Origin of the sequence: Reichenbachiella sp., from assembly GCF_965223055.1 — a bacterium.
Lineage (GTDB): Bacteria > Bacteroidota > Bacteroidia > Cytophagales > Cyclobacteriaceae > Reichenbachiella.
Map to the genome: position 1 here is coordinate 731,170 of NZ_CBDCVM010000011.1, position 16,730 is coordinate 747,899.

Consider the following 16,730-nt stretch of genomic DNA (forward strand, 5'->3'; position numbering starts at 1 on the left):
TATGTGTGGAATAGTTGCCTATATTGGTCATCAAGAGGCCTTTCCTTTAATTATAAAAGGCTTGAAAAGACTTGAATACAGAGGATATGATAGTACAGGAGTATCAGTACATGACAAAGGCCTCAAAATTCACAAGAAAGCAGGAAAAGTTGCAGATCTCGAATCATCTGTTGAAGGAAAAACAATAAATGGAACTATTGGGATTGGCCATACAAGATGGGCTACCCACGGAGAGCCAAATGATAGAAATGCTCATCCCCATTTTTCAGCAAATAAGTCTTTATCAATTATTCACAATGGGATCATAGAAAATTATGATACCATAAAAGAGCAGCTCCTTTCCAAAGGGTATGCTTTTGAGAGCGACACTGATACAGAAGTGCTCATTACTTTCATAGAAGATATAAAAAAACAGAACGGAGGCAATCTAGAACAAGCCGTCCGATCAGCCCTTCATGCTGTTGAGGGAGCATATGCTATTGTTATTCTGAATGAAGACAATCCGGATCAACTAATAGCGGCCCGAAAAGGGAGCCCTATGGTATTGGGCGTAGGCAACAATGAGTTTTTCATAGCCTCTGATGCTACTCCAATTATAGAATATACCAATGAAGTGGTTTACCTTAAAGATAAAGAGATAGCTATAGTCCATAGAGACAATTTCAAAATCACCAACATTGATGATGTGGAGCAAACGCCCTACATCCAGAAAGTTGAAATGAAACTCGAAGAGCTCGAGAAAGGTGGATATGAGCACTTCATGCTAAAAGAAATTTTCGAGCAACCGAATTCTATCGCTGATAGCATGCGAGGTCGGCTAGACGCAACAAACGGAACACTAACATTAGGTGGTATCTACGAATATTCACAGGCACTTATCAATGCCCGACGAATCATCATATTGGCCTGTGGCACCTCCTGGCATTCAGGTTTGGTTGCAGAATACCTGTTTGAAGAGTATTGTAGGATTCCTGTTGAAGTGGAATATGCTTCAGAATTCCGATACAGAAACCCTGTGATTCATGAGGGAGATATTGTAATTGCAATTTCTCAATCAGGAGAAACTGCAGACACTTTAGCTGCCATTGAATTGGCCAAATCGAAAGGGGCTATCATTCTGGGAATTGTGAATGTTGTAGGTTCTTCCATTTCAAGAGTAACTCATGAAGGTGCTTATCTGCATACAGGACCCGAAATAGGTGTAGCAAGCACTAAAGCATTTACTGGTCAATTGTCTGTTTTGACAATGATTGCTATAAGTGTCGCTCATAAAAAAGGAACGATCACTCAGACACGGTATAAAGAACTATTGGTTGAGCTGGCAAGTATACCAGCCAAAATAAGAGAAGTACTAGATAATAATGATGTAATCGAAGAGATTGCTGAGCGCTTCAAAGATGCAACAAATTTTATTTATTTAGGTCGAGGTTATAATTTTCCAGTTGCTTTGGAGGGAGCACTCAAGCTGAAAGAAATTTCCTACATTCATGCTGAAGGTTATCCTGCTGCTGAAATGAAGCACGGCCCAATTGCATTGATCGATGAAGAAATGCCGGTGGTTTTCATCGCCACACGTGACAGCTCTTACGACAAAGTGGTTTCAAATATCCAAGAAGTAAAAGCTCGAAAAGGGGTAGTTATAGCAGTTGTAACTAAGGGAGATGCTTTGATTCCTGCTCTTGCCGATTACATAATAGAAGTACCGCCATGTGAAGAAGCCTTGATGCCTTTAGTCTCTGTTATTCCTTTGCAATTACTATCCTATCATGTAGCAGTTATGCGAGGCTGCAACGTGGATCAACCAAGAAATTTAGCCAAATCTGTAACCGTTGAATAATCATGCACAAAATCATTAACAGCGAAAACGCCCCCGCACCGATTGGTCCTTACAGCCAATCTACTTTAGCTGGAAACACATTATATATTTCAGGACAAATTGCTTTAGTTCCTGGGACTGACAATTTGTTGCTAGATAATATTGAAGAGGAAACGCACCAGGTGATGAAAAATATGGGTGCCATTCTAAAAGAAGCAGGTGCTGATTATTCCAATGTGGTGAAATGTTCAATCTTCGTGAGTGATATGGGAAATTTTGGTAAAATCAATGGAGTCTATGGTGAGTATTTCACAATCAATCCTCCTGCAAGAGAAACAGTAGAAGTAAGCTGTTTACCAAAAAATGTGAATGTGGAAATTTCCTGCATTGCAGTATTATAAACTAGCTTGAAATATTGATAAATTTGCCGTGCCGGATATTCTCCGGCATTTTGTTTTATAACTGATTGATCGATGAGTAACGAAGTAAGAGTAAGATTTGCACCAAGTCCGACAGGCGTCCTACACATTGGAGGCGTGCGAACTGCATTATACAACTATCTATTTGCTAAAAAGAATGGAGGAAAATTTATCCTCAGAATAGAAGACACGGATCAATCTCGATTTGTTGAAGGCGCTGAACAATACATCAAAGATTCCCTGGCATGGTGTGGGATTCAAATTGATGAAGGCACAGAAGAAGGAGGGGACTACGCCCCCTACAAACAATCCGAGCGTAAGGATTTATATAAAAAATACACACAACAAATGATCGATGAAGGTACAGCCTACTATGCCTTCGATACAACTGAGGAATTGGACGATATGCGTGAGACCCTCAAAGCAGCAAAAGCCAATTCTTTGAATTACAATTCGATCACTCGAAACACCATGAAGAATTCGCTGACTCTCTCCGCGGAAGAAGTAAAGCAACGCCTGGATTCTGGTGAACCCTATGTGATCAGAATCAAAGTTCCGGCGAAGGAGGACATCCGTCTCAATGACATGATCCGTGGCTGGGTGAATGTGCATACCTCTACAATGGACGATAAAGTACTCATGAAGTCCGATGGCATGCCGACCTATCATCTGGCCAATGTTGTGGATGATTATTTAATGAAAATCACCCATGTTATTCGTGGAGAAGAGTGGTTACCTTCTGCCCCACTGCATGTGCTGCTATATAGATATCTAGGCTGGGAAAAGGATATGCCTAAATTTGCCCATCTACCTTTACTATTGAAGCCTGATGGAAACGGCAAACTCAGCAAAAGAGATGCTGCCAAACACGGATTTCCAATTTTCCCAATGGAATGGAAAGTAACCGAAGAGGATGCATCATTGAAAGGGTTTAAAGAAGAAGGTTACCTGAACGAGGCCTTTGTCAACTTCCTTGCCTTCCTCGGTTGGAATCCTGGGACAGAAAACGAGATTTTCAGTTTAGATGAATTAGTCGAAGCATTCTCTATAGAAAGAATCAGTAAGGCAGGTGCCAAATTCGACATTGATAAGGCTATCTGGTTCAACCAGCAATACATCAGAAAGATGAAACCCTCAGATTTAGCTGCACTACTGCTGGATCAAACAAAAGCAGCCGCTATAACATGCGATGATTCAAAAGCATTGGCTATTGCAGAATTGCTACAGGAACGCATCGATTTTATTCCAGAATTACTTTCAAAAGGACAATACTTCTTTTCTGCCCCTACTGAATTTGTAGATAAAGTGGTTCGTAAGAAATGGAAAGGTGAAGCAAAGGCTGTGTTTACCACTTTCGTGGAAAAAATATCTACTGTGGAAATGAAATCAGAAGACTTCCAAGCCACGTTGGAACAGTCGGCCACTGAGAATGACACCAAAGTTGGCATGGTCATGCAAATATTGAGAGTAGCCATCACTGGTGAAGCCGGCGGTCCTGACCTCATGAAGATCATGGAAGTACTCGGAACAAATGAGGTATCTGATCGTATAAAAAAGGCAACCAGTGCTTTTGATCAGGCAACCAACAATGAGTAAAAAAGAAAAAAAGAAAAAACCAATTGTCAATCCCGAATTAGAGGGATTTGAAGTCAACATTAATTCATTCGGAGAAATCAAGTCTTCATTGAAAATTGATGAGCTCAATCAATTTCTAAATAAAAATGTGGAAGACAAAAAACTAAAAGATCGGGATGATTTGGACGACATCAAAAATTAATTCCTAAACTTAAATTACACCCTACATGAGAAGTCACGAAATCGACTATGAGATCAAAGGCGAAAGCATTCAAATCGTTGAGATAGAGCTAGATCCTCGAGAAACCGTAGTAGCAGAAGCAGGTGCTATGCTATTTATGGAAGACGGCATCTCTTTCGAAACCAAAATGGGAGATGGCTCCGAACCGAATCAAGGCTTTTTAGGGAAATTGGTTTCAGCCGGCACAAGGGTTTTGACTGGTGAATCACTATTTATGACCCACTTTACCAATCATGGGGCCGGCAAGAAAAAAGTGGCCTTTTCAGCACCATATCCTGGCACAGTAATACCAATTGATCTACAACAATCACCAAATCAGGAACTAATTGTTCAAAAGGATGGATTCTTATGCGCAGCGTTAGGTACAAAAGTTTCCATTACGCTCAACAAAAGATTAGGGTCAGGTTTAATCGGTGGCGAAGGATTCATTTTACAAAAACTACAAGGTGACGGAATGGCCTTCGTGCATGCCGGCGGAACGGTCATCGAAAAGCAACTTAACAACGAAACATTAAAAATTGATACAGGTTGTGTAGTGGCATTTGAACCTACTCTTGATTTTGATATTGAGTCCGCCGGAGGCCTCAAATCTATGGTATTTGGGGGTGAAGGAATGTTTCTTGCCACTATGAAAGGAACTGGGAAAGTATGGCTCCAGTCTATGCCTATCAGAAAACTCATCCAGGCCATCGCACCGTATGGTAAAAACTCATCCAAAGAAGCCTCTTCCATTTTAGGAGATTTTCTGGAGTAGTATCGGGAATCCGTTATTGCCCGATTGATTTGGATACACGCCTACTATATAGGCTGTCATGATATCAATTCAGACAAACTGTAAGTCATAGCAGACTGCTCTCATGCACATCTGCTTAAAATAACAGATCCACCAAACACTCCTTCCTCGCATCGGAGGATGGCGATAGTTGAAATGAAGTCTTTGTAGTCATTTCAATTCGAGCAAAAATGAAGCATATTTGCGGCACAACATGATACTCAGATAACCCTTAGCAAATGACTAAAATTGGCATCCTAAAAGAAGGTAAAATTCCGATCGACCGACGTGTAGCCATCATTCCATCTCAAGCCAAACTAATTAAAGAGAATTTCTCTGGCGTTGACTTGGTTTGCCAGAAAAGTGATATCAGATGCTTTTCTGATGATGACTACAGCAGGGAAGGCGTTGAATTAGTTGATCTTGTAGATGACTGTGATGTCATATTTGGTGTCAAAGAAGTGCCTCTTGGCAAATTGATCCCAAACAAAACTTACTTCTTTTTTTCTCATACGATAAAAAAGCAAGAGTACAATCGGGAGTTGCTCAATGAAGTGCTAGATAAAAATATTAGACTCATAGATTACGAAACTTTGACTGATGCTAACGGTCAGCGCATTATTGCATTCGGGCGATATGCAGGGATCGTAGGTGCCTACAACGGTATTTGGTCTTTTGGGAAAAGATATAATCTCTTCAATATCAGACGAGCACATGAATGCTTCGATTTGGAGGATATGAAGACAGAATTCAATAAGGTGAAACTTCCCAATATTAAAATAGTGATCACAGGTGGTGGTCGTGTGGCTAAAGGGGCTATGGAAGTTTTGCTAGGATTAAACATCCGGAAGGTCACGCCTGAACGATTCGTGAATGAAGATTTCCAGGAGCCAGTGTTTACTCAATTGAATAGTAGAGACTACAACAAACACAAAGAAGATAAGGATTTTACAAGGTCTGAGTTTTTCGAGCATCCAGAAAATTTCGAATCAGATTTTTATCAATATGCAAAGTGCGCGGATCTTTTGATTGCCTGCGCCTATTGGCATCCGGCTGCACCAGTTCTTTTCACTCGAGAGGAAGCTACTCATCGTGATTTCAAAATCAACATCATCGCGGATGTAACATGCGATATCGAAGGTTCAATTCCATCCACTATTCGTCCAGCAACTATTGATGAACCGGTGTTTGACTACGACCCAACTACAGGGCGAGAGATGCCTCCATTTTCAGATGAAGGTAATATTTCTGTAATGTCCGTAGATAACCTACCTTGTGAGTTGCCTAGAAATGCCTCTGAAGACTTTGGAAAAGAATTGGTAAACAATGTTCTCCCTTGTCTATTAGGTAATGATCCTGACTTAATCATTGAAAGAGCGACAATTGCCAAGAATGGAAAACTGACCTCTTATTATGCTTATTTGCAAGATTATGCAGATGGCAAAGAGTAAAAGCTCAAATAACTAACGGCACATATTCGAAAGTCTCTCAACTAATATATCTTTGCAATCCTTCTAACAAAAGGTAATTTATGGCTTGGTTCAATAGAAAAGACAAAGGCATCCAGACGCCTACAACTGCAAAAAAAGAAGCTCCTGATGGGCTGTGGTACAAAACCCCTAGTGGTAAAATTGTTCACATGCGCGAGCTCAAAAATAACTCTTATGTAAGTCCAGAAGATGACTATCATGTAAGAATTGGCTCTAAGGAGTACTTCGAAATTTTGTTTGATAAAAATGAATTCAAAGAATTAGATGCTGATATGAGTTCGGCAGATCCTTTGAATTTTACAGACTCTAAACCTTATCCTACACGAATAGCTGCAACACAGCAAAAATCAGGATTGAAAGATGCGGTGCGAAGCGCTGTGGGTAAAATGCACAACAAAGACATCGTGATCGCCTGTATGGACTTTAGCTTCATTGGCGGGTCTATGGGATCTGTAGTTGGAGAAAAAATTGCAAGGGCGATTGATTATTCATTGAAGAACAAAATTCCATTTTTAATGATCTCCAAATCAGGTGGAGCAAGAATGATGGAAGCAGGCTTCTCTTTGATGCAGATGGCCAAGACCTCGGCGAAGTTAGCCTTATTATCTGAGGCGAAAATTCCTTACATTTCATTGCTAACCGACCCTACTACTGGTGGCGTTACAGCTTCGTATGCCATGCTTGGTGACTTCAATATAGCTGAACCAGGAGCATTGATCGGATTTGCTGGACCAAGAGTCATTAGAGAAACTATTGGCAAGGATTTACCTAAAGGTTTCCAAAGTGCAGAGTTTGTACTCGACCATGGGTTCTTAGATTTTATCGTAGATAGAAGAAGTCTGAAAAGAAAATTAACTTCGCTGCTAGAGTTGTTAGAGAATTAATTTCTGAATGGACAAGCAACAAAAAGGGCTTCAAGTTTTCACTTGAAGCCCTTTTTGTTAAAGATTGGAGTTAAGCTTCCACTTCAACCGTTTCTGTTTGAACTGCAGAGTCTTTGCTTTCCTCCTCCTCTTCTTCATGGAAAAATTTTTTCTGAAAGATAAGAATAGCAAATACTCCAACAAATATGGATGCATCAGCTACATTAAAAACAGGCCATAACGACATATACTTTCCTCCCATAAAAGGAATCCATTCTGGTATATGGCCTTCCCAAATATCGACGTAGAACATATCCACTACCTGGCCATAGAACCAAGGAGTTGGCGAGCCTACAGGTGCATTATCTAAAAACACCCCATAAAAAGTACTATCAATCACATTACCAATAGCACCGCCCAATATCAACGCAATACAAACCAACATGCCTTTGTGTACACCTTTTTCGATCAGCGTATATAAATAATAGCCAATGCCAACCATGGCAACCAAACGGAAAAGTGTTAAAAATAATTTACCATATTCAGTTCCCAGCTTCATGCCAAATGCCATCCCAGGATTGGTGAGATAATACAATTTGAAAAAATCACCTATGACTTGAATTTGGCCAGGCATTCCCATATCCATATTGAAATGCACCAATAGCTTTACTACCTGATCCAATAGAATGATCCCCAAACTCAACAAATAATACTTATAATACTTCACGCTATTTCCTTATTATTTTTCTACATCCAGCTTAACTGCCACCTCAATTTCATCCATCTCTAGAGCTTGTCCTCCTTCCAATGCTGAAACGAGGTTCAATTCATTAGCTTGTGTCTCTTGACAAATATAATCCTTAAATGAATCGACAGAAGCATTCAACAAATCATCCGAACTTTCCAGCTGAATAATGATCTTATCCTGAACTTCTAATCCGTTGTCTTTTCTCAAATTCTGAATTCTATTCACCAAATCTCTAGCCACTCCTTCTTGTTTCAATTCTTCAGACAATTGAATATCCAAAGCAACAGTTAATCCATTTTCAGAAGCCACTAACCATCCAGGAATATCCTGAGAACTGATCTCAACATCTTCTAACGTTAAATTGATCTTTTGGTCGCCCAAGTCTAACTCAAAACTGTTGTTGGCCTCTAAAGTTGCAATATCATCTTTGGTGAAAGTGCCAATTTTTTGAGAAATATCCTTCATTCTTGCCCCATGCTCCTTACCTAACTTTCTGAAATTAGGCTTGATAGACTTGACCAAAATACCAGAAGTATCATCCAAAAACTCAATCGCCTTCACATTCACTTCATTCAAGATCAATTCCTCTACCGCTTTCACGTGAGTGGCTGTGTCCTTGTTTAGCACTGGAATCATTATTCTAGATAATGGCTGACGTACTTTTAATTTTTCTTTCTTTCTCAATGAATGAACCAAAGAAGAAATCTTTTGAGCCATTTCCATTCTGATCTCCAGAGACTTGTCAATCAAACTAGTATTGGCTTCAGGGTAATTCGAAAGATGCACTGAATCATGCGACTCATGACCCGACACAGTATTCAAATCATTGTATAACCGATCCATATAAAACGGTGCAATCGGAGCTGCAAGTTTCGCAATGGTTTTCAAACAAGTATAAAGCGACTGATAGGCAGCCATTTTATCGTCGTTGTATTCGCCTTTCCAGAATCGTTTCCTGTTCAGTCGAACGTACCAGTTACTCATGTCGTCGATCACAAAATCCTGAATCATACGAGCCGCTTTCGTCGGCTCATATTCATTATAGGCTTCATCCACCTGACCAATCAGCGTATTCAACTTACTAATGATCCACCGATCACTTTCTGTCTTTTTCGTATTGTCTACCTCGCTTTCGCTAAAACTGAAATTGTCCAGATTGGCATACAAAGCGAAGAAGTTGTAGGTATTATAAAGCGTACCGAAGAATCTTCTCTGTACTTCAGCTACACCTTCGATATCAAATTTTAAGTTGTCCCAAGGATTGGCGTTGGAGATCATGTACCATCGTGTAGCATCCGGACCATATTTGGCTAAAGTCTCAAATGGATTCACTGCATTGCCCAGTCGCTTCGACATCTTGTTGCCGTTCTTGTCAAGTACCAGACCGTTGGCGATTACATTCTTAAAAGACACTTTGTCAAAAAGCATCACAGCAATGGCATGAAGAGTAAAGAACCAACCCCTTGTCTGATCTACGCCTTCAGCAATAAAGTCTGCCGGGTAGACATCACTCAACCCTCCTTCTGCTTGAGCAGCTGCTTTAGGATCGTCTCCCATAAAATGGAATTGCGCATACGGCATAGCTCCTGAATCAAACCAAACATCAATCAAATCCGGTTCACGAGACATTTTTTTACCAGAATCACTGACCAACACAATGTCGTCTACATAAGGTCTGTGCAAATCGAAATCTTCGCTCAACTCTTCCTCCATGAATCCGGCGGCGATCGATTTATTCACTTCTTCTTCCAGTTCAGCAATTGAGCCAATACATTTCTGCTCTTGACGATCTTCAGTCACCCAAATTGGCAGTGGAGTCCCCCAATATCTTGATCTGCTCAAGTTCCAGTCCACCAGATTCTCTAGCCAGTTGCCAAATCTACCGCTACCAGTCGACGCCGGCTTCCAGTTGATGGTATTATTCAACTCGACCAAACGATCCTTATAGGCAGTAGTCTTGATAAACCATGAGTCCAATGGATAGTATAAGACTGGCTTGTCAGTTCTCCAGCAATGTGGGTAGCTGTGTTCATATTTTTCGACTTTGAATGCTCTGTTGGCTTCCTTCAGATGGATCGCGATCAGTACATCAGTAGGCTTGAACCCGTCGGCTTTTCTTTCTTCGTCTGAGTAATATTCTTCCTTTACATATTTGCCAGCAAAATCCGTGACTTCTGCGATAAACTTACCCTGCTTATCTACTAAAGGAATATCATCACCCTTTTCGTCTTTGGCCACCACAGGTGGCACACCTGCTGCCTTAGACACAAAATAATCGTCTGCGCCAAAAAGTGCTGCTGCATGAACAATACCCGTACCGTCTTCAGTAGTCACATAGTCTCCGGGAATTACTTTGAAAGCATTGGCCTCCAAGTCGTCATTAGTCACATAAGGGAATAATTGCTCGTATCTGATATCGAGTAAATCAGCACCAGCATATTCCCCTTCAATACTCCATGGAATTAGCTTGTCTCCTTCTTTGTAATCTTCTAATGCAATGTCCTTTGCCTTTTCAGAAAAATACTTTTGGACCAAGTCCTTGGCAAGAATTACAGAAATAGGTTGAAAAGTATACTGATTGAAAGTTTTCACTTTCACATACTTAATTTTTTTGCCTACTACCAGCGCTCCATTCGACGGCAATGTCCAAGGTGTGGTCGTCCAGGCAAGAAAGAACAAATCCTCATCACCATCAAACAACTTAGCTGAAAAATCAGATTTTCTAACCTTGAATTGAGCCACTACTGAGGTGTCCTTTACATCTCTGTAAGTACCTGGCTGATTAAGTTCATGAGAACTTAGACCTGTTCCTGCGGCTGGAGAAAAAGGCTGTACAGTATAGCCTTTGTATAATAAACCTTTGTCGTAAAATTTCTTCAAGAGATGCCAAAGGCTTTCGATATAGTCCTTTTCGAATGTGATATAAGGATCATCTAAATCCACCCAATAGCCCATCTTTTCAGTCAAGTCGTCCCATTGGTCTTTAAACTTCATGACTGCCTCGCGGCATTTGGCATTGTATTCCTCTACGGTAATTTTCGTGCCTATGTCCTCTTTGGTAATGCCTAACTCCTTTTCTACCTGAAGTTCAACAGGCAATCCATGCGTATCCCAACCTCCTTTTCTTTTGACCTGGTAGCCTTTGAGGGTTTTATATCTACAAAAAATATCTTTGACAGCACGTGCCATGACGTGATGAATACCAGGTGTACCATTCGCAGATGGCGGGCCTTCATAAAATACAAAAGATTCAGCACCTTCCCTTTCGTCCACAGACTTCTGAAAGACATCGTTTTGTTTCCAAAACTCCAATACCTCACCTGCTACCTCAGCGTAATTGATATTCTTATATTCTTTGTAACTCAATGTTTTATTTTCTAATACGTATTAAAAAACTGATTTCTAAAAAAGTATGGGTCAATTAGATTTCTTATCCTCTACTTCGATCATTTCCAAATCGATCTCTTCATCCTCTCTCTCATCATAAAATTCAGGATACTTTTCTATAAGCGGATGGTTCTGAGTATTTCTGTTTCCTTTATCAAACCTCAATAAAAGAGCAGGCAATACAATTAGATTAGTCAACATAGCCATTAATAATGTAGTGGATGTCAAAGCACCCAAGGCTACAGTTCCTCCAAATTCGGATGCTGCGAAAATTACAAATCCGAAAAAGAGAATAATGGAAGTATAGATCATGCTTGCCCCTGTTTCCCTTAGACTTTTACTAACTGCAACTGGAACAAAAAAGTTGTTTGCAAAAAGCTCTTGCCTGTATTTTGCCAGAAAATGAATAGAATCATCCACAGAAATACCAAAAGCGATACTAAAGATCAGAGCTGTACTTGGTTTCAAAGGAATTCCAGCAAATCCCATCATACCTCCGGTGATCATCAGTGGGATGATATTAGGAATTAGGCACAAAATGATCATTTTGAAATTCCTGAACAGCACCGCCATAATCAATGCAATGATGAAAAATGCTATGATCATACTGGTGATCAAATTATCAATCAAAAACTTATTGCCTTTGATAAATAGTAAGGTCGTACCTGTGATGGAAACTTTCATTTTCGTATCTCCAAAGATTTCATCAATCTTTGGTTGTATTACATCATTGACCAGCACATCCAACTTGTTGGACCCGATGTCCGCAATCTTCAGAGATACTCTAATTTTTTGTCCAGTGCTATCTACAAAAGCCTTTGAAATTCCTTGTTGGTCGGACTCCTTTTTCAAATATCTGAAGATAAAATTCTTATCTCGGTTGTTTGGCAGGGCATATTTGCTAGGATTATCATTATAAAAAGCCTGTCTGGTAGCTTTGATAAAACTAACCACAGAGAGTGGCTGAGACACGTTGTCCAGTGAATTAAGGAAAGTCTCGAACTCATCGATCTTCTTCAAATTCTTAAGGCTTTGCACTCCTTTTTTTGTGCCCGTATCAATAATAACCTCTAAGGGCATCACGCCCGCGAAATTATCTTCGAAAAATTTGAGGTCTTGTTTTACCTGGCTCTCTTCAGGCAAATCGTCTACCATATACGATCTTGCCTCAATTTTCGAAATTCCATAACCTGATAGTACTACTATGATCGTAGCAGCTGCGAAAATGTAATATTTGTGTCGGTGGACCAAAAGATCTAATCCAGTTAAGACTTTATCTAAAGGGACGAATTCTAAATGCTTTAAATGTCTACTTGACGGTGGCTTTAAAAATGAAAAAACCGCCGGAATCATGATCAGACTTACGACAAACGTGGCAAGAATATTCACTCCGGCAATCACCCCAAACTCTCTCAAAACCACGATATCCGTGAAAGCCAAGACTAAAAAACCAACTGCTGTAGTAAAATTGGTAATCAAAGTAACGATCCCAATTTTTCTAATTATTCTCTCCAAAGCTTTACGTTGGTCACCATGCTGAAAGTATTCCTGATGGTATTTATTCAGCATATACACCGCATTCGGAATACCTATCACCACAATAATTGGAGGAATCAATCCGGTGAGAAGGGTGATTTCATAATTGAACAATGCGAGCGTACCCATCACCCAGACCACGATCATTCCGATGATGAAGAGCGCCACAAATACTACCTTGAATGATCTGAAAAACAGAAACAGAATAAATCCTGTGACCATTACTGAGAATATCAGGAACATGTTGAGTTCCTTTTTTATTTTGACTGTATTGATATATCGCACAAAAGGCAGTCCCGCATATCTCAAATCGATACCTGTATGCTCCCTATACTGCTCGGTCACTTGTAGAATATCTCCCACTACAGTATTTCGAGCTTTTGAATTCATCACCTCATTTTCTATGGTCACCAAAACCATATTTGCTCCATTTTCTGCATTCAAGAGCTGTCCGCTGTAAAATTTAAGGCTTTGGCAATAAGCTATTAGGCTGTCGAGAACTTTTTGATCAGATGGTACATCATCAAAGACATTCTGAAGTTCAAACCTATTGTCTTCTTTATTCTTTACTAATCTTTTGAGACTGGGTAAACTCAATACATCTTTCACATATCTGATACTAGTCAGCTCGTCTGTCATGTACTTCAGCTTTCGAAAGTTGTCCTCTTGGTAGACCATACTGTCTTTAATCCCGATAGCCAGGATATTACCGTCCTCTCCAAATTCTTTTTTGAACGCTTTGAAATAGACCATTTCAGGATCCGTTTTCGGAACGATATTAGCGAGACTAAATGACCATTTGACAAATTGAGCCTTATAAGCCATAAAGCCTGTAATTCCGAATAATGCAAGGATCAGTAAGAGCCTGTACTTGAGTATGATTTGTGAAAGTTTATACCACATGTGCAAAAATGAATCTGCAAAGGTAAGGATTTTTACTATTTAAATAAGGTGTCCTTTTTTTTGTTAGACAACCCAGAAACTGCACTTGTATTTTCAATAAAAGCAGAAATAAAAACGCACAAAAAAAGGAGGAAATTCCCTCCAATGATAATGTCATAGTATAGCGAGCAGATATCAATTTTGATACTTTAATACTGCCATTTTCAACGACTCTTTATTTGCAACAATTGTTGGATCCGAATAAACTTTGGCAGACAACTCTGCTATAACCGCTTTCTTGAACCCAAGTTTTACCGCCACTTCTTCACAATACTTAACCTCACTTAAAAATACTTCTTTGTCAATTTTCATTAATTGAACCACATTGAAGAGATATTCAAACTTTTCATCATCTGTTATTGTGTTTAGCGGAGGCAAAGGCTCTGGATTTTCCAACAATCCATTAATCTCTTCTTCCGTTACACCATTTGCTTTGCCCACCATCAATATCATGTCTCTTTCATCGTCAGCAAAATCATTATCAATGTTTGCCAACTTTACTAGCATGCTTAATTGCGATTTAATACTCATTGTTTTATCAAGGTTATAGTAAATGCCGGTTGCATTCAAAGGTAAGAATTTAAATCAAATTGTTTGTTCAATTGGAACAGGTGCTATTTTCTATCAAGTTCTAACTAAAGATACATAAAAATCCAAGATCAACATATTGCATTGAATAGTCTGAATTGGCAAATCTCTCCCATCGAATAAAAATATGAATAGCTAACAGCTGCACTTTTTTGCCAGTCGCTCAGAAAAATCGACAAGCCTTTGAAATTGAAATCCTTACATAATTAGGCTCAGTTTGCCATTAGTTTAAAAAAATGCTTTAATTTAGAAACCCAATCAGCATATTAAAAACATTATATATATTGAGTTGTGCTTTCTTTACTCTAGAACATATAGACCAAGCATAACTTATAATAATACAATATATGGGCATCATAATACCGTTGATTTTAATCGCGATAAGCTGTGTAGTTATTTGGAGAGCCGGAGATGGCTTTATGACTGCATCAGAATATATAGGCAGAAATCTTTCTGAGGGAGTACGAGGAGCATCAATTAATGCGATTGCTAGTTCTATGCCCGAAGTATTTACCTCACTGTTTTTCTTATTTGTTTTAATGGATGCTGATGGCTTCGCTGGAGGAATTGGCACCACTGCAGGTAGTGCTATATTCAATAGTATGGTTATCCCAGCAGTTTCGGTAATTGCCGTAATTGGAATTGGCTTAGCGCGAAGAATAAAAGTTTCCAAGAAAGTAATGTTGAGAGATGGTATCTCACTGATCATTACAGAAGCAATATTCTTAGTCCTAATAAGTGGGTCGGTTCTCGATTGGTATCACGGTCTGGTTTTAATGGGTGTGTATGTGATTTACATTACTTACATGTTTATGTCGATGCGAAGCAACCAGAAAAATGCTGAGCCTGAAGAAGAAGAAGAGGAAGAGGAAGAGGAGGAAGAAAGAGGAGAAGCACCTTCATTCTTTATCAGTTTAGTCTCCTTTAATCTTGAAGATCTTTTTATCCGTAACAATAAGGTGACTGGCAAAAATGCTTGGCCATTGCTCATTTTTTCAACCATATCTATAGCAGCGGTTTGTTACTTATTAGTGATTGCCTGTGAATGGATGGGGTCCGAGGTCTATGAAGTACCTTATTTGGGTTCATACAATGGCCTGGGCATACCGTTGATGTTTGTAGCACTTGTTTTGGCCTCCGCTGCCTCTAGTTTCCCAGACACTATTATTTCTATCAAAGACGCACAGAGAGGGCAATATGATGATGCCATATCAAATGCACTTGGAAGTAATATTTTCGATGTATGTTTTGCGCTAGGGTTTCCATTATTCATTTTCTGTATTCTGCATGGCCCAATTCATATGGAACCGTCTGATATAGCCATAAGTAGTGAAATACGATTCTTATTATTACTCCTAACAATTCTAGCTGTAATCATATTTACATCTTCACAATACATTGGAAAAACGAAAGCCTTCTTATTATTGGGCATATACTTCCTGTTTATTGCTTACATCATAGGAAGAAGTGCTAACAATCCAGTTGCCAACTCAATTGCAGACTTCCTTGTATCTACAGTCAAGCTCATTATCGGCTGACAACAGCAAGCGAATTAAAGAAACTAAAGGCGAATCCTTCGATTCGCCTTTTTTATTATCCTAGTTTGAAAGTGATAGGAAGAATCATTCGGACTTTCACTGGCCGGCCTCTTTGTTTGCCAGGAGACCAATCTGGTGAATTTTGGATCACCCGAACAGCCTCTTCATCACATCCGCCACCAATGCCTTTAACAGCATGGACATTCGTAAGCTTTCCACTCTTATCGATTACGAATTGAACATACACTTTGCCTTCTACTCCCATACGTCGCGCTTGATTTGGATATTTCATTTGTTTTGCGACATGCAGATAAAAGGCTGACAACCCTCCAAGAGGCTCAGGCAGTGTTTCAACAATGTCGAATACTTCGTCTGGCTCCTCGATATCAACGGGTTCATCAAAAATAGGATCATCAATAATATCAGTTTCATCCATTTCTACATCCAAATCAATGTCAAGTTCCTCTTCAATTTCGACATCATCTTCGACAGCCACAATTTTCGGCAACTCCACTACTGGAGGTGGCGGAGGAGGTTGCACTGTTTGCGGGATCTCCATGATTTCTTCGAAGTCTTCATCGAGTTCTCCTATGCTCACTATTCCCGCGTCGCCATAAAACCGCCACTCAAAGGCAGATACGACTAGCATCAAACTGATGGCTAGGCCTATATTGAAAAAGGCACTTCTCTTCCGTTCCAAATCGATCTTTGGATTTTTTCTTAATTCCATGATTATTGAATTTATAGTTAGTAAAACATTCGCCACCTTGGCGAATCAGAACTAAGACTATCCCGGGCGAGTCTTTATGCTTTTA

General features: G+C 39.6%; 13 protein-coding genes. 8 read left to right on the forward strand and 5 right to left on the reverse strand.

Translation table 11 applies throughout. From position 1 onward, the window contains the following. Position 1: 1 nt before the first annotated feature. From glmS to accD, 7 genes are all read left to right on the forward strand, one after another. Entirely contained in the window at positions 2-1,837 is a 1,836-nt protein-coding gene (gene glmS, locus ACOQO5_RS14465) for a glutamine--fructose-6-phosphate transaminase (isomerizing) (protein ID WP_420582399.1), read from the forward strand. Positions 1,838-1,839: 2 nt separating this feature from the next. After that, positions 1,840-2,217, forward strand: coding sequence for a RidA family protein (locus ACOQO5_RS14470; protein ID WP_420582400.1), 378 nt, complete (start codon positions 1,840-1,842; stop codon positions 2,215-2,217). Between the two features lie 72 nt (positions 2,218-2,289). Continuing rightward, the gene (gene gltX / locus ACOQO5_RS14475; protein ID WP_420582401.1) at positions 2,290-3,831 is read left to right on the forward strand and encodes a glutamate--tRNA ligase; all 1,542 of its coding nucleotides are present in this window, start codon (positions 2,290-2,292) and stop codon (positions 3,829-3,831) included. Next, entirely contained in the window at positions 3,824-4,012 is a 189-nt protein-coding gene (locus tag ACOQO5_RS14480; protein WP_420582402.1) for a hypothetical protein, read from the forward strand. Before gltX ends, ACOQO5_RS14480 begins: the two co-directional genes overlap by 8 nt. Positions 4,013-4,037: 25 nt before the next feature. Beyond that, positions 4,038-4,805 carry a TIGR00266 family protein gene (locus ACOQO5_RS14485; RefSeq protein WP_420582403.1) on the forward strand — a complete coding sequence of 256 codons (768 nt, stop codon included), beginning with the start codon at positions 4,038-4,040 and terminating at the stop codon, positions 4,803-4,805. 257 nt (positions 4,806-5,062) lie between these two features. Further along, on the forward strand, positions 5,063-6,274 hold the full coding sequence (locus ACOQO5_RS14490) for an NAD(P)-dependent oxidoreductase (protein ID WP_420582404.1): 1,212 nt from the start codon (positions 5,063-5,065) through the stop codon (positions 6,272-6,274). An 80-nt stretch (positions 6,275-6,354) separates the two neighbouring features. Then, a complete protein-coding gene (gene accD, locus ACOQO5_RS14495; protein ID WP_420582405.1) occupies positions 6,355-7,197 on the forward strand; it encodes an acetyl-CoA carboxylase, carboxyltransferase subunit beta in 843 nt (280 codons plus the stop codon). A 70-nt stretch (positions 7,198-7,267) separates the two neighbouring features. Here accD and ACOQO5_RS14500 read toward each other — a convergent pair whose 3' ends face one another. From ACOQO5_RS14500 to ACOQO5_RS14515, 4 genes are all read right to left on the reverse strand, one after another. Next, positions 7,268-7,903, reverse strand: a complete 636-nt coding sequence (locus ACOQO5_RS14500; protein ID WP_420582406.1) for a lipoprotein signal peptidase — start codon at positions 7,901-7,903, stop codon at positions 7,268-7,270. 12 nt (positions 7,904-7,915) lie between these two features. Then, complete coding sequence (gene ileS, locus ACOQO5_RS14505) at positions 7,916-11,290, reverse strand: isoleucine--tRNA ligase (RefSeq protein ID WP_420582407.1); 3,375 nt, start codon at positions 11,288-11,290, stop codon at positions 7,916-7,918. 51 nt (positions 11,291-11,341) lie between these two features. Continuing rightward, the gene (locus ACOQO5_RS14510) at positions 11,342-13,750 is read right to left on the reverse strand and encodes an efflux RND transporter permease subunit (RefSeq protein WP_420582408.1); all 2,409 of its coding nucleotides are present in this window, start codon (positions 13,748-13,750) and stop codon (positions 11,342-11,344) included. A 174-nt stretch (positions 13,751-13,924) separates the two neighbouring features. Further along, complete coding sequence (locus ACOQO5_RS14515) at positions 13,925-14,359, reverse strand: TerB family tellurite resistance protein (protein WP_420582409.1); 435 nt, start codon at positions 14,357-14,359, stop codon at positions 13,925-13,927. Positions 14,360-14,724: 365 nt separating this feature from the next. Here ACOQO5_RS14515 and ACOQO5_RS14520 point away from each other — a divergent pair, with 365 nt between their 5' ends. Next, positions 14,725-15,915 (forward strand): sodium:calcium antiporter, encoded by a 1,191-nt coding sequence (locus ACOQO5_RS14520; protein ID WP_420582410.1) that lies wholly within the window; start codon positions 14,725-14,727, stop codon positions 15,913-15,915. A 55-nt stretch (positions 15,916-15,970) separates the two neighbouring features. Here the strand turns inward: ACOQO5_RS14520 and ACOQO5_RS14525 are convergent, their stop codons facing one another. After that, positions 15,971-16,645: an energy transducer TonB gene (locus ACOQO5_RS14525; protein ID WP_420582411.1), complete on the reverse strand. Its 675-nt coding sequence runs from the start codon at positions 16,643-16,645 to the stop codon at positions 15,971-15,973. Positions 16,646-16,730 lie beyond the last annotated feature (85 nt).

Bases quoted from the DNA above. Each gene is read 5' to 3' on its own strand.
- ACOQO5_RS14490 (WP_420582404.1), top strand. From the start codon at position 5,063: ATGACTAAAATTGGCATCCTAAAAGAAGGTAAAATTCCGATCGACCGA.
- ACOQO5_RS14510 (WP_420582408.1), bottom strand. From the start codon at position 13,750: ATGTGGTATAAACTTTCACAAATCATACTCAAGTACAGGCTCTTACTG.
- ACOQO5_RS14480 (WP_420582402.1), top strand. From the start codon at position 3,824: ATGAGTAAAAAAGAAAAAAAGAAAAAACCAATTGTCAATCCCGAATTA.
- ACOQO5_RS14520 (WP_420582410.1), top strand. From the start codon at position 14,725: ATGGGCATCATAATACCGTTGATTTTAATCGCGATAAGCTGTGTAGTT.
- glmS (WP_420582399.1), top strand. From the start codon at position 2: ATGTGTGGAATAGTTGCCTATATTGGTCATCAAGAGGCCTTTCCTTTA.
- ACOQO5_RS14470 (WP_420582400.1), top strand. From the start codon at position 1,840: ATGCACAAAATCATTAACAGCGAAAACGCCCCCGCACCGATTGGTCCT.
- accD (WP_420582405.1), top strand. From the start codon at position 6,355: ATGGCTTGGTTCAATAGAAAAGACAAAGGCATCCAGACGCCTACAACT.
- ACOQO5_RS14485 (WP_420582403.1), top strand. From the start codon at position 4,038: ATGAGAAGTCACGAAATCGACTATGAGATCAAAGGCGAAAGCATTCAA.
- ACOQO5_RS14525 (WP_420582411.1), bottom strand. From the start codon at position 16,645: ATGGAATTAAGAAAAAATCCAAAGATCGATTTGGAACGGAAGAGAAGT.
- gltX (WP_420582401.1), top strand. From the start codon at position 2,290: ATGAGTAACGAAGTAAGAGTAAGATTTGCACCAAGTCCGACAGGCGTC.